Annotated in this window: 7 protein-coding genes; 6 read left to right on the top strand and 1 reads right to left on the bottom strand. The window is 64.7% G+C overall.

The window, feature by feature from the left end; translation table 11 throughout:
- Positions 1 to 21: 21 nt before the first annotated feature.
- From Q0K12_RS02915 to Q0K12_RS02890, 6 genes are all read left to right on the top strand, one after another.
- Positions 22 to 3,102, top strand: a complete 3,081-nt coding sequence (locus tag Q0K12_RS02915) for a sigma-54 dependent transcriptional regulator (protein ID WP_297260234.1) — start codon at positions 22 to 24, stop codon at positions 3,100 to 3,102.
- 107 nt (positions 3,103 to 3,209) lie between these two features.
- A complete protein-coding gene (locus Q0K12_RS02910) occupies positions 3,210 to 4,307 on the top strand; it encodes an ABC transporter substrate-binding protein (protein WP_297260233.1) in 1,098 nt (365 codons plus the stop codon).
- Between the two features lie 355 nt (positions 4,308 to 4,662).
- Positions 4,663 to 5,982: a sensor domain-containing diguanylate cyclase gene (locus tag Q0K12_RS02905; protein ID WP_297260231.1), complete on the top strand. Its 1,320-nt coding sequence runs from the start codon at positions 4,663 to 4,665 to the stop codon at positions 5,980 to 5,982.
- Between the two features lie 279 nt (positions 5,983 to 6,261).
- Positions 6,262 to 7,629, top strand: a complete 1,368-nt coding sequence (locus Q0K12_RS02900) for a diguanylate cyclase (protein WP_297260229.1) — start codon at positions 6,262 to 6,264, stop codon at positions 7,627 to 7,629.
- Positions 7,630 to 7,758: 129 nt separating this feature from the next.
- Positions 7,759 to 9,711, top strand: coding sequence for a selenocysteine-specific translation elongation factor (gene selB, locus Q0K12_RS02895; RefSeq protein ID WP_297260227.1), 1,953 nt, complete (start codon positions 7,759 to 7,761; stop codon positions 9,709 to 9,711).
- Positions 9,712 to 9,743: 32 nt separating this feature from the next.
- Positions 9,744 to 11,453, top strand: a complete 1,710-nt coding sequence (locus Q0K12_RS02890) for an FAD-dependent oxidoreductase (RefSeq protein ID WP_297260226.1) — start codon at positions 9,744 to 9,746, stop codon at positions 11,451 to 11,453.
- A gap of 426 nt (positions 11,454 to 11,879) precedes the next feature.
- On the opposite strand, the gene speA is transcribed toward Q0K12_RS02890, so the two are convergent.
- Positions 11,880 to 13,796 carry a biosynthetic arginine decarboxylase gene (gene speA, locus Q0K12_RS02885; RefSeq protein WP_297260224.1) on the bottom strand — a complete coding sequence of 639 codons (1,917 nt, stop codon included), beginning with the start codon at positions 13,794 to 13,796 and terminating at the stop codon, positions 11,880 to 11,882.
- Positions 13,797 to 13,923 lie beyond the last annotated feature (127 nt).

Here is a 13,923-nt window from a genome sequence, read left to right as displayed (position 1 = left end):
AGAAGATACAGGAGAAATGCCGTGCCCTCCGACATGCCTGCCGGCGCCATAGTCTGGCTGCTTGCCCATCTGCGCAATGAACACTCCCGCCTTTGCCTCGTTCAGATGCTCGGCGCCGGCGGTCCCGCGACCGATGCCGCCCTGAGCGAGCTTGAACGACAAGGCGCCATCGCCCGCGACGCCAAGCACTTTTCCCTCACGCAGGAAGGCCGGGAACTTCTGGCCAGCCTGCCCACGCCCTCTCCCGCCGAACGGCAGGCGTTGCTGACGGCGGTGGAGCGCGACGTCACCGACGAAACGGCCGTGGACGAGGCGCGCCTGCTGTCCGCGGTCATGGCCGGCTATGATCTCAACCTGCCGGAAGCCGTGTGCGAAGTCTGCCTGCGCGGCATCTACCTTTCGCTCCGCAACGGCAAGGGGGGAGCCAGCGCGGGCTATCTCGACCTGCTGCTTTTCCGCCTGGAGCGCTGGCTCGAAGCCAGCCGCACCGTGGATGTGCAGCGCTTCACGCGCCTGACGCTGGCCGCCGTGGATGCCGCGGCCTATCAGAACAAATGCGTCGCCCAGGCCCGCGCGCTCCTGGACAAACTCACGGGACTGGCCGAAGCCAAGGGCAACCGGCACATCCTGACCCTGCTCACCCTCGGCAGGGCGCTCATGACCTTTTATGCGGGCATCGTCGACTACGAATCGGCCCATGCCCTGTGCGACAAGGGCACGGAGATGCTGCGCGAACTGGGGGACGAGACGCTGGCCGATCAGGGGCTGCCCTTCATCCTCCTGCTGCATTTCCTGGCCGGCAACTATACTGAGGTCATACGCTGCTACGAGGATGTCCGTGCCGGCGCCAGACGCCAGTCCCTCATGCCGCTCATGGAGTCGCAGATGGGGCTCCAGGCCTCGTCCGCAGCCACCTACCTCGGCTTTTTCACCTATGCCGAGGGCATGCTCAAGTCCTCCATCGCCACGGCCCAGCTTGAGGGGGTCCCCCTGCGCAGCCTGCTCTACCGGCAGCACCTCGGCGTGCTCTATGCCTATATGCGCCGTACCGAAGAGGCCCGCTCCGTCCTGCAGGAAGTGCTGGCCAGCCCACATATCGCCGCCGTGCCCAAGATGTTGCTGCGCTCCTATGCGGGCCTTGCGCTCTGCCATGTCTATGAAGGCGACGCGGAGGCCTCCTACAAGCTGCTGACCAGCGCCTTCCGCCATGCCCGGCAGGACGCCGCCTTTTCCCTGTCCTACAACTATCCCTGGATGATCGAACTTGCCGCCAGCTATGCCAGGCATGACCTGCCCACGCTGGCCGAACTCGATTTCGAGGAGCTTTTCCGCCGCATGGAAGGCAGCACCAACCCCATGATGCGGGGCATCGCCCTTCGTTTCCGGGTGGAGCTGCTGCTGCACAGGGGGCAGCATGCGCCGGAGATGCTGCTGCCTCTCCTGGATGCGGGACTGGCCGCCCTGGAACGGGCCCGGACGCCGCTGGAACACGGCCTGGCCCTGCGCCTGCGGGCCAATCTGCTCCGCAGCGTCCAGCGCACGGAGGAGGCCGACGCCGCGGAACGCGAGGCCCGCAAACGGCTTGCGCCCCTCAATCTGCCGGAAGGCAACGACCCTTCCTATTGTCCGGCGGAGACCCTGCTCTCGCGCTTTTGCGCAGCGCTGGCCGCCTCTCAGGAATGGGAAACGCTGGAGCAATACGGCAACGGCCTGGCGGCCTGCCTGCGGCGGGCCTTCCACGCCGAGCGCGCCATCGTGCTGCGCAACGGGAAAAGCCGGCTGGAGGCCCTGGGGCTCTGCAACGTCTCACGGGCGGAGCTGGAAGAAATACTCAGCGAACACACTGATTTCTTTAATGAAAAAATAGAAGGCGACCGGCCGGAATACATAAAGGACGAGAGCATGGACATGCTCTGTCTGCCCTTTCGGCTCAACGACGGCACGAACTGTCTCCTCTATGCCGGCAGCTCCTGCGGCTCCAGCCGTCTGCTGCGCTGCTCGGAAAGCGACCTGAAGACCCTGACGCTCTTCTGCGCCGCGGAACTCGCCCACTTCCTGCGGCTGCAGCAGGAGCGCGCGCGTGACCGCCCAAGCCCCCGCGCTCCCTCCGCCGCCCGTGCCGAAAACAGTTCCCCGGCGGCCATCGTCTGCCACAGCGAACCGTTCAAGGCCTGTCTGGAACGAGCGCGCATCGTGGCCGCCACCGACGCCGCCGTGCTGCTGCTGGGAGAAACGGGGGTCGGCAAGGAGGTGCTTGCCGGCTATATCCATCAAAACAGCCGCAGCACGGGGCCGCTGGTCTCCGTCCATCCGGCGGCTCTCTCGGAAAGCCTGTTCGAAAACGAGTTCTTCGGCCATGAGAAAGGCGCCTTTACCGGCGCGACGGAACGAAAGATCGGCTTCTGCGAGCTGGCCGACAAGGGGACGCTCTTCATCGATGAAGTCGGCGACATCCCCATGAACATGCAGATCAAGCTGCTGCGCGTGCTGCAGGAACACCGCTTCACCCGCGTAGGCGGGGTCAGCGAGGTGCAGTCCTCCTTCCGGCTGGTGGCGGCCACCAACCGCAATCTGCGGGACATGGTGCGGGAAGGGACTTTTCGCGAGGATCTTTACTACCGTATCGCCGTCTTTCCCATCCATATCCCTCCGCTGCGGGAGCGCGTCGACGACATCGAAGGGCTTTTCATGCACTTCGCCGATCACTTTGCCCGGCGCTACGGCAAGAAGATGCCCTATCCCGACGAGGCCACGCTCCGCCACATCCGCGAATACGCCTGGCCGGGCAACATCCGGGAACTGCGCAACGCCGTGGAGCGGGCCGTCATCCTCTCGGACGGCGAGCGCGTCTCCCTGCATCTGGGGCCCTCCGCCGGGCCCGCCGTCAAGGAGGCCGCCCCCCCGGCCGATGCGCTGTACGCCGACCTGCCTTCGCTGCGGGAACTGGAGCGCCGCTACATCCTCCATGTGCTGCGGCAGACGGGCGGGCGCGTCAGCGGCGAGGGCGGCGCGGACCGCATCCTGGGCATGAAGCGCTCCACCCTCTATGTCCGCCTGCGGGAATACGGCATACGCGGCGGCGACGTGAGCGGGGAGAACTGACCCGCTCAACATCTGGCATATCTTTTGCTTAAGCATCAGGCATGCAGAGGTCAGGACGGCGGCGGAACGCACGTCCTGTCGCCAAGTACGACATCAAGGAGCACGTTATGTTGAAAAGACTGTTCACCCTCCTCATGGCCTGCGCCGCAACGCTGGGACTGACGCTCGGCGCGGCGGCCGCCGAACCGCAGAAGCTCGCGACAGGCTGGCTGGACGAGCATGAGGCATTCATCATGTGGCTGGCCAAGGAAAAAGGCTGGGACAAGGAAGCCGGCCTGGATGTGGAAATGCAGCTTTACGCTTCCGGCATCACCATGCTGGACGGCCTGCGCCGCGGCGAATGGGTCTTCGGCGGCATGGGGGCCCTGCCGGCCATGCTGGGGCACCTGCGCCTCGGCATCTCGGTCATCGGCATCGCCAATGACGAATCCCTCTGCAATGCCGTGCTGCTCACCCGCAACAGTCCCATTGCCTCCGTCCGAAATGCCCGGAAGGACTTCCCCAACATCCTGGGCAATGCCGAAAGCGTCAAGGGCAAAACCTTTTATGTGAACAACGGCACCTCCGCCCACTACGCCCTCTATGTCTGGCTGCGGGCGCTGGGTCTGGGCCTGGGCGACGTCGTGCTGCGCAATGTGGATCAGGCGCAGGCGCTGGCGGCCCTGCGTGACGGCAGCCTCAGCGGCGGCGCCGCCATCTGGGCCCCCCAGCTCTTCAGCGCGCGGGAGGAAGGCTATCCCGTGGCCGCCACGGTGCATGACAGCGGCGCGACCATCCCCGTGGTGCTGGTCGCGGAAACGGCCTACGCCAAGGCCCGCCCCGAAGTCGCGGCCCGTTTCCTGGCCGTCTACCTGCGTGCCGCGGACTTCGTGCGGGCGCAGCCTGCGGACAGCCTGGTCGCGGACTATCAGCGCTTCTGCGCCTCCTTCGGCAGCCGGAAGTGCGATGCGGCCCTGGCCCGCAACGATCTGAAGGAGCACCCGCTCTTCTCCCTGCCTGAACAGCTCAGCCTGTTCACCTCCATCAACAGCGATCCCAGCCTGGCCCGCAAGTGGATGATGGATATGGCCGCCTTTTCCCATACCGTCGGCCAGATAACGGACAAGGAGCTGGAACAGGTCAAAAATGCGGAGTACGTCACGGACCGCTACCTCCGCCTCATCGACCCCGCCACCCTCAAGGTGACCGGCGATCCGGCGAAGTAAACCTGCCCCCAACGCGCCGCCTGTCCTCCGCCGTCCAGTCGTATTCTCCTCCAATGCACGACGGCGGCGGGACAGGCGGCTCTCTTTTCCCGGCCCGCCCCTGTCCCCGCAGCTGGACACGCAGGCGGCAGGGACCCATTGACGCCTCCTGCCGTATTCCGTACATTGCCGGGAAACGGTTTTTCCCTCCGCTCGAGCTGGTTCTTCTCGTGGAAACGACTCCAGCGGATGTCCGAACGCAGTCCCGCACCCTGCGGAAACCATATGGTCCCTCCGCCGGATGCAGGCAGCGGGCCTTTTGAAGGCGCCGGCATTCAAAAGGCTCTCTGCTTCAACGTGAGACAGGCAGTCTGTGGTGAGCCCCCTGCTTTCCTCCCCGACGACACTTCTGCCCGGCTTCTGGCAGTACACCCCCACACGGGACAGCTTCTGGCTGGACCGGGACAGTCTGGCGCTTGTGGGATGCGTCGATGCCGCCTCACGCTGCATGTCCCGCAGCGATCTGCGAGAACTCCTGCACATCGACCCCGAAGAGGAAAACCTCTTCCAGCAGGTGGTCGAAAGTCCGACGGAAGGGGATGTGCTCTTGTGCAGCATCACGCTGTACGGCGGCCCCTACAGCGGCCGGCAATGCGCCGTGCGCGCCTCGGTCATGGGCCGGGATGCCGCAGGACGGGCCCTGAGCCTTGTGGGCAATATCCGTCTGCTGAGCGACACCGGCGTGGACGATCCCGGAATCAATCCCGACATGGCCCTGCTGACGCTGGACATCAGCGGCGACGGCATGTGGGACTGGTTCCCCAAAACGGGCCGGGTGGAATACAGCCCGCGTTTCCGGGCCATGCTCGGTTATTCGCCCCTGCAGTTCCCCAACAGCATGGAAGCCTGGGAGGGCATCATCCACACGGACGACCGGGTGCGTGCCAATCGCGCCCTCTACAATATCGTGGAACCGCACGGCGCCAACTATTTCGAGTGCACTTTCCGTCTGAAGGGAGCCAAGGGGGACTACCTCTGGATACTCTGCCGCGGGCAGGTCCTGCGGCGGGATGCCCAGGGGCGCGCGCTGCGCGTCATGGGCATGATCACGGACATCTCCGCCTCTCAGCAGGATCACGAGAACCTGTTGGAAAAGGCCTACACCGACCAGCTGACCGGCCTCGGCAACCGCGCCAGTCTCGACATGCACATCAAGGACTGGGCCCAGCCGCCGCACCTGCCCCTGAGCGTCCTGTACTGCGACGTCAGCGGCCTCAAACTCGTCAATGACACGCTGGGGCACAGCGTGGGCGATGCCCTGCTCATCAGCGCCGCCCATCTGCTCAAAAACAGCTTCAAGGTACCGCATGTGACCATCCGGCAGGGCGGGGACGAGTTCCTTGTGGTGCTTCCCCGCTGTTCCGCCCTGCAGACCGAGGAACTGGTCTTCAATCTGCGGATGACCATCCAGAAACACAACGGCACCGAAGGCTGCATGCCTCTTTTCATCTCCGTGGGACATGCCACGCTGGAAGCCGCGGCCACGGACATCTCCGATACCATCGCCCGCGCTGACCACCAGATGCTCCGCAACAAGGCCCTTGCCCACGAAACGACCTATCAGCAGCTGAAGCAGTGGCTGGAAAGCCTCACCAGTCAGCCCGTCTCGCTTTTCGACTCCCGTCGTGCCCCTTAGGGAAGCGGCCCAGCCCCCTTTCTCCCTGCCGGACGGCCGCACGCTCTCCCCAGCGGGCGCGTACCGCACGCTTCCGCCCTTCCAGAGACCAGCCTCCCTCAAAAATGGTTTTACCTGCTTTCCACTCGCCGTTTCGCATCAAATTTCCCCTTTCCTGCCGCCATACCGGCGAAAAAGGGGCATATGTTGACAGCTCAGGCCGAATTTATACAATAGAGACACGAAAACGGGCATCCAACCTCAACCTGACGCTGAAACCGCTGTCGGAGATTCGACTTTATGATCTGCAGCCCCCCTTCCTGCCACGGCGTAGCGGATACTTGCGGGTTCTGGTTTTACAACGGCGACAGGGATCTTATCCATCTTGACGCGACCTGCCGCCATTTGCTGGGCCTGCCTCCGGAACGGGCCAGCATCCTGCGCGGCGAGATCCGCGACATGTTCGGCTCCATAGGCGAGAACACCAGCCTTGACGATATCCTGCACAACGCGGATATGGGCGACCGCCTGCGGGACACCTTCCTTGTCCGCAGCGGGCCGCGTCAGGGCAGCGTGCTCGTGGCGCTCGGCGCGGTGCTGCTGCGCAACGAGCAGAACCGGGCCATCATGGTCGGCGGCAGCCTGCATGGCGTCGCCGCGGCCGACCGGCAGGCCGCCCTCCTCCCTCCCGAGGAGGAAAGCCCCCTCTTTCCCCTGCCGGATCAGGGGTCCCTGCCCTTCCCCTTCGCTTCCGAAGACGGCCTCTGGGACTGGAACCCGCAGACGGATGCCTTTTTCTTCAATCAGCATTACCGGGCCATGCTGGGCTATTCCGGCGAGCAGGAGCTGCCCAATGACGTCAGTGCGTGGATCGATGCCCTGCACCCTGACGACCGGACGCACATCCTGACCCTGCAGCGCACCATCGCCCTGACCACGGAACGCGGCGACTACTTTGAATGCTGCTGCCGCCTCCGCCACAAGGAAGGACGCTTCCTCTGGGTCATGCAGCGCGGCCAGGTGGTGCAGCGCGATGCGCAGAACAGGGCCACACGCATCATCGCTCTGCATACGGATCTCTCCCTGCACCGCCGCATACAGGCCAGTCTGCGCCACAAGGCCCTCACCGATTCGCTTACGGATCTCTACAATCGCGAATTCCTCACCCAGAACGCCCCCTCATGGAACAGCGAGCTCTCCCTGCCGCTGAGCGTCATCTACTGCGACGTCAGCGGCCTCAAGCTCATCAACGACACTCTGGGGCACGATCAGGGGGATCGCCTGCTCATCGAGGCCAGCCGTCTCCTGCAACGCAGCATCCGCGCTCCGCACAGCCTCATCCGGCTGGGCGGGGACGAATTCGTCATCATCCTCCCCACCTGCAGCGCCTCCCAGGCGGAGGAACATACCCTCGCCATCCAGCAGTCCCTGCGGGAGTACAACCGCAACAACAGCAGCCTGCCGCTCTTCCTCGGCATCGGACATGCCACCTGGAACGGCGAGGACGCGGCGGATCTGTACAGCACCATCCATACCGCGGACATCCGCATGCAGGAAAAAAAGCGCCTGCACCATGCCGACGCCTTCACCTTCCTGCGGTACTGGCTCGAATACCATACCGGCAAGCCCATCAAACAGCGGGATGCCCGCTGTTCCAGCCGTTCCTGATGCGGGAAAGGCCGGCCGCAGCCAAAAATCTTCCCCCCGCCTGCGCGGCGACGGCATTGCGCTTATCCCCGGAACAGGCTATATCCAGTGCAATTCTTCCATGCGCTTTCCGCGGAAAGGAGTTGTTTCATGGCGCTTGTACTGGGCACGGCGGGACACATCGATCACGGCAAGACCTCGCTGGTGCGCGCGCTGACCGGCATCGACTGCGACCGCCTCGAAGAGGAGAAACGGCGCGGCATCACCATCGAACTGGGCTTTGCCTGGGCCGAACTCCCCGACGGGGAACGGCTGGGCATCGTCGATGTGCCGGGGCATGAGCGCTTCGTCAAGAACATGGTGGCCGGCGCGGCGGGGGTGGATTTCGTCATGCTGGTCATCGCCGCGGATGAAGGCGTCATGCCGCAGACCCGCGAACACCTCGACATCTGCACCCTGCTCGGCATCACTCGCGGTTTCGTGGCCCTGACCAAGTGCGACATGGTGGATGCCCAGTGGCTCGAACTCGTCACGGAAGACGTTCGCTCCTTCCTCAAGGGGAGTTTTCTGGAACAGGCCCCCATCTTCCCCGTCTCTTCCGTCACCGGCGAGGGCATCGATGCCCTGCGCGCCCACATCTACCGCTGTGCGGCCGAGATCCCGCCCCGCGTGCCCACCGACCTCTTCCGCCTGCCCATCGACCGCGTGTTCGGCATGAAGGGCCACGGAACGGTGGTGACCGGCACCGTCATCTCCGGCGGGCTGGAAAGCGGCGAGGAGCTTTCCGCCATGCCCGAGGATATCCCCGTCCGCGCACGGGCCCTGCAGCGTCACGGCGCGGCCGCCGAGGTCGTGCGCGCGGGCCAGCGTTGCGCCATCAACGTTCAGGGCACGGAAACGGACAGCCTGCGCCGCGGGCAGGTGCTGGCCCGCCCGGGGACGCTCTTCCCCGCCCGGCGCTGGCTGCTGCAACTGACCTGCCTTCCCTCCGCGCCCCGGGCCCTGCGCCAGCGTACGGAAGTCCACTTCCACCACGGGACGCAGGAATGCGCCGCGCGCGTCGTCTTCTTCGACCGGGACCGCCTCGCTCCCGGCGAATCCTGCCTGGCGGAACTGCGCTTCCCGCAGCCGCTGGCCGGCGTCTTCGGGGATCATTGCGTCGTCCGGGCCTATTCGCCCCTGCGTACCGTGGCCGGCGGCAGCATCGTTTCGCCCCTGCCCCCGGAACTGCGCGCCCGCGCCCCGCGCCGCGCCCGCAACCTGGAACTGTTCCGCGAGCTTGCCGCACTGGCCACGCCCGCCCGCCTGGCCGAAGACGGCGGCATGGCCCTTGTGCTGGCCATCATGGAGATCCGGCACGTCATGGGCTGCGATGTCCCGACATTGCAGGCGCTTTCCGGCCTCCCCGCCTCGCAGCTGCACAAGCTGCTGGTGGATCTTGCCTCACGCGGCAAGCTCATCTGCTGGAACCGGGAGCAGCGCCAATGGATAGACGGCGAGGCCTTCAACCTGCTCATGCAGGCCGCCTGCCGGCGCGCCGACGAACTGCACCGCAAGCACCCCCTCAAGCCCGTCCACGGGCAGGGAGCCATCTGTGCGGGCTGGAGCAAGGACCTCCCGCCCCGTCTCGTGCAGCGCGTCCTGGAAAGCGCCATCAAGAAAGGCCTCCTCGTCCAGGAGGGCGACGGTCTGCGCCTGCCCTCGCATACCGTCTCCCTGGCCGGGGATCAGCAGGGCCTGCGGCAAAAGCTGCTGGCCGCCCATGAAGCGGGCGGCATGGCCCCGCCCAACCTCAAGGACGTTCTCGCGGAACTTGACGTCAGCCAGAAGGAAGCCGCTCCCGTGCTGCGTCTGCTCTGCGAGGAAAAGGCGCTCGTCCGCGTGGCCGACGGCCTCTATTATGCCGCCGCCCCGCTGGAGGAGATCCTGTCCCGCACCCGGCAGTGGTTCGCCGACCACGACGATCTCGGCCTTGCCGGCCTCAAGGAGATCACCGGCCTTTCCCGCAAATTTCTCATAGCCCTGCTCGAATACATGGACAGGGAAAAGATCACCGTCAGAGTAGGCGACGCACGGCACTTGCGCACGCGTCAGCCCTCCTGATTCCCCCTCAACTCCTAACAGGAGAACATGCCATGCCTCAGAAGATCCTTGTTATCGGCGGCGTTGCTCTTGGTCCCAAGGCGGCCTGCCGCTGCAAACGCCTCCTGCCCGACGCCGAGGTGACCCTCATCGACGAAAACGTCAACATCTCCTACGGCGGCTGCGGCATCCCCTACTACGTCTCCGGCGAAGTGAACACGGTCAACGACCTGCGCGCCACGCCCTACAACGTCATCCGCGATCCCAAATTCTTTGCCGAACTCAAGGACGTGACCGTGCGCATCCAGACGCGCGCCACCGCCATCGACCGCGCGGCCAAGACCGTGCGCGTCAAAAACGTAGTGACCGGTCAGGAAGATACCCTCTCCTACGACAAACTGGTGCTCGCCACCGGCGCGACCCCGCGCGTGCCTCCGGTGGAAGGCCGTGACCTCGGCAACGTCCTCTCCCTGACCCGTCTGGAAGCCGCGGAGACCATCCGCCATGCCTGCGAGAACGGCTCCGTCAAACAGGCCGTGGTCGTGGGCGGCGGCTTCATCGGTCTGGAAGCGGCCGTGGCCCTGGCGGACATGTGGGGCGTCAAGGTCTCCGTGGTGGAAATGATGGATCAGATCCTGCCCGGCGTGCTCTCCGCCCAGCTCGCCCGCATGGCCGCCGTGGACTGCACCAAGCATAATGCCGACGTGTACACCGGCGAAAAGGTGCTGCGCCTGGAAGGCAAGGACGGCAAGGTCTGCAAGGTCGTGACCGACAAGCGGGAGATCGAGGCCCAGCTCGTCATCTTTGCCGCCGGCTTCACGCCCAACGGCCAGCTTGCCAAGGATGCCGGCCTCGACGTCACCCCCTTCGGCGCCATTGCCGTCAATGAATACATGCAGACCTCCGACCCGGACATCTACGCCGGCGGCGACTGCGTCTCCATCCCCAACCTCATCACCGGCAAACCGGGCTACCTGCCCCTGGGCAGCATGGCCAACCGGCAGGGCCGCGTCATCGGCACCAACCTTGCCGGCGGCAAGGCCACCTTCCCCGGCTATGTGGGCACCTGGATCGTCAAACTCTTCGACATGTCCTTCTGCGGCGTGGGCCTCACCATCGACAAGGCCCGCAAGGAAGGCTTCGACGCCGTGTCCGTCAGCGTGGAACAGGTGGACCGCGCTCACTTCTACCCCGAAAAGGAACTCATGAGCCTTGAGATCGTAGTGGATAAGGCCAGCCGCCGCGTCCTCGGCATGCAGGGAGCCTGCACCGCCGGCGACGCCCTCAAGGCCCGCATCGACGCCGTGGCCGGCGCTCTCCAGTTCGCCAAACCCACGGTGGACGACATCTCCAACCTCGAGATCAGCTACGCCCCGCCCTTTGCCGGCGCCATGGACGTGGTCAACGTGGTGGCCAACGTGGCCGACAACGTGCTGGCCGGCCGCTTCACCCCCATCACCGCCGACACATTCATGGAACTCTGGCAGAACCGCGCGGACAACAACGTCTTCTTCATCGACGCCCGCCCGGCCAAGGCCGGCAAGGCCGTGCAGGAACAATACCCCGACTGGCACTCCATCCCGCTGGAAGAGATCCGCGCCCGCATCAATGAAGTGCCCAAGGACCGCCCGGTGGCCCTCATCTGCAATACCGGCCTGCGCGCCTACGACACCCTGCTCGTACTGGCCCGCCACGGCGTCTCCGACCTCTCCAACAGCATGGGCGGCATGCAGGCCGTCATGAAAATGGGCCTCAAGCCCTAACGCCTGACAGGTATCCCCTGCGCTTGCAAGAGGCCGGTTTTCCCGCGCGATACGCGGGAAAACCGGCCTCTCTTTCGTAAGGGAATATTTTTTGCGAGGGGGAGAGGGAAACCGTTTTGAAAAACGGTTCTCCCTCTCCCCCTCGCGCTCCCCCTCTCCCTTCCCAAAACTTTTATTCAGATCAGCGCATGGCGACGCAGCCCCGCAAGACGCCGCGCGTCTGTCACGCCCCCCCGGCATGAAAAAAGAGGCTGGACAGCGAAAACTGTCCGGCCTCTTTGCACAGAGTTTGGCTGGCGTGAGGTCGGGCGACGGCCTGTATGCCGCGACGGTTTGCACCTGAACAAGTAAGGTTTTTGGGGGGATGGGGGGTGTGGGGGGAAGGGCCCCTTTGTCCACAAAGGGGCCCTTCCCCCCAAATTCCCTTTATCTTTCAAAATAGGTATAGCCGCGCAGGCCGTCCTCGAAGCATTGGAGGATGGCGTAGCGGTCGCTGGGGGAGATGCGTTTTTCACGCACGGCGCGTTCGGCGGTGCTGCGCAGTTCATCGAGGATGCGGCGGGGATCGTATTCCACGTAGCTCAGGATATCGGCCACGGAGTCGCCGCGGATCTCGCGGACGTATTCGTAGCTGCCGTCGTCGGCGCAGCGGATGGAGACGACGTTGGTGTCGCCCATGAGGTTATGCAGGTCGCCGAGGGTCTCCTGATAGGCCCCCACGAGGAAGGCTCCGAGGTAGTATTCCTCGCCGTCGCGCAGGGGGTGCAGGTCGAGGGTATGCTTGAGGCCTTGCGGGTCGATGAAGTGGTCGATGCGGCCGTCGGAGTCGCAGGTGATGTCCGAGATGATGCCCTGGCGCGAGGGGAACTCGTTCAGCCGGTGGATGGGCATGATGGGGAAGAGCTGATCGATGGCCCAGGAGTCCGGCAGGGACTGGAACACGCTGAAGTTGCCGTAGTAGATGTCCGCCAGGCTGGCGTCGATGTCCTGCAGGTCGCGGGGGACGGTCTTGAGGCGGCGCTTTTCTTCGGCGATGCGCAGCATGATGGCCCAGAAGAAGCGTTCGGAGAGCGTGCGCTGCCGCAGGTTCACGCGGCCGGCGGAAAAGAGCTGCCGCATCTCGTCCCGGTAGTAGATGGCGTCGTTATAGCATTCCTGAAGGTTGCGCAGGGTGATGCCGGAGAGCACTTCGCGCAGGTTGCGCACGGGTTCGGGCGTCTCTTCTCCGAGGGTCTCGGGCAGCTGCACTTCCTCCACGGCGCTCACGTCCAGGATATTGAAGAGCAGGACGGAATAGTAGGCCACGGTGGCGCGGCCGGACTCCGTGATGATGTGCGGATGGGGGATATCCTGCTCGTCGAGGATGCTCATGATGGCTTCCACGACGTCGGTGCTGTATTCGTCCAGCGTGTAGTTGCGGGAGGAGATGTAGTTGGTGTGCGAGCCGTCATAGTCCACGGCCAGGCCGCCGCCCAGATCGAGGTAGCCCATGGGCGCGCCTTCCTGCACGAGGCCCACGTAGAGGCGCGCGCCTTCCATGACGCCGCGCCGGATGTCGCGGATGTTGGAGAGCTGCGAGCCGAGGTGGTAATGCAGCAGGCGGAAGCAGTCGAGCATGCCCTGCGCCTTGAGCTTGTCCACGATATCCACGATCTGCGAAGCGCCGAGACCGAAGGTCGAACGCTCGCCGCCGGAATCGGTCCAGTGGCCGCCGGCCTTGACGGCCAGCTTGGCCCGCACGCCGATATTGGGGCGCACGCCCAGCGCCTTGCTGCGTTCCAGCAGCAGGTCCAGCTCGCCGGGCATCTCCATGACGAAGTGGACGTTGAAGCCCAGCCGCTGGGCCTGCAGGCCGAGGTCGAAAAATTCCTCATCCTTGTAACCGTTGCAGATCAGGCAGGCTTCCGTGTCGCGCATGAGGGAGACGGCGGCGATGAGCTCGGCCTTGGAGCCCACTTCCAGCCCGTGGTGATAATTGGCGCCGAACTGGGCGATCTTTTCCACCACCTGCTGCTGCTGATTGACCTTGATGGGGAAGACGCCGCGGTACTGCCCCTTGTAGCCCAGATTTTTGATGGCCTTGCGGAAGGAGTCATGGATATTGCTGATACGCGCGTCCAGGATATTTTCCACGCGCAGGAGGACGGGCATGTCATAGCCGCGCTCATGCAGGCCGGCGATGATCTCCATGATGGGGATCTGCGGCCCCTTGGGCCCCTGTGGGCAGACGACCACATCGCCGTTGTCGGCCACATTGAAATATCCGGCCCCCCAGTTGCGGATGCCGTAAAGTTCGATGGAATCTTCCACACGCCACTGCTGCAAGGCACGGTTTTTCGCCACTCTGCTTCCTCCGTGAGGCTGGATGTTCGGCCAGACGCCGTAAACAGGGAGCGCCCTGCCATCCTTCCGAACGGGGATGCGCAAGGCGCGCGCCAGGCGGGCGCATTGTACGTTGAAGCGTTGCAAA

The organism is uncultured Desulfovibrio sp. (assembly GCF_944324525.1).
GTDB lineage: Bacteria > Desulfobacterota > Desulfovibrionia > Desulfovibrionales > Desulfovibrionaceae > Desulfovibrio.
Note: the sequence above shows the minus strand (reverse complement) of the source record. Positions and strands in the feature narration are given on the sequence as shown.

Coding starts and splice junctions, on each gene's coding strand:
- Q0K12_RS02910 (WP_297260233.1), top strand. CDS start 3,210: ATGTTGAAAAGACTGTTCACCCTCCTCATGGCCTGCGCCGCAACGCTG.
- Q0K12_RS02900 (WP_297260229.1), top strand. CDS start 6,262: ATGATCTGCAGCCCCCCTTCCTGCCACGGCGTAGCGGATACTTGCGGG.
- selB (WP_297260227.1), top strand. CDS start 7,759: ATGGCGCTTGTACTGGGCACGGCGGGACACATCGATCACGGCAAGACC.
- Q0K12_RS02890 (WP_297260226.1), top strand. CDS start 9,744: ATGCCTCAGAAGATCCTTGTTATCGGCGGCGTTGCTCTTGGTCCCAAG.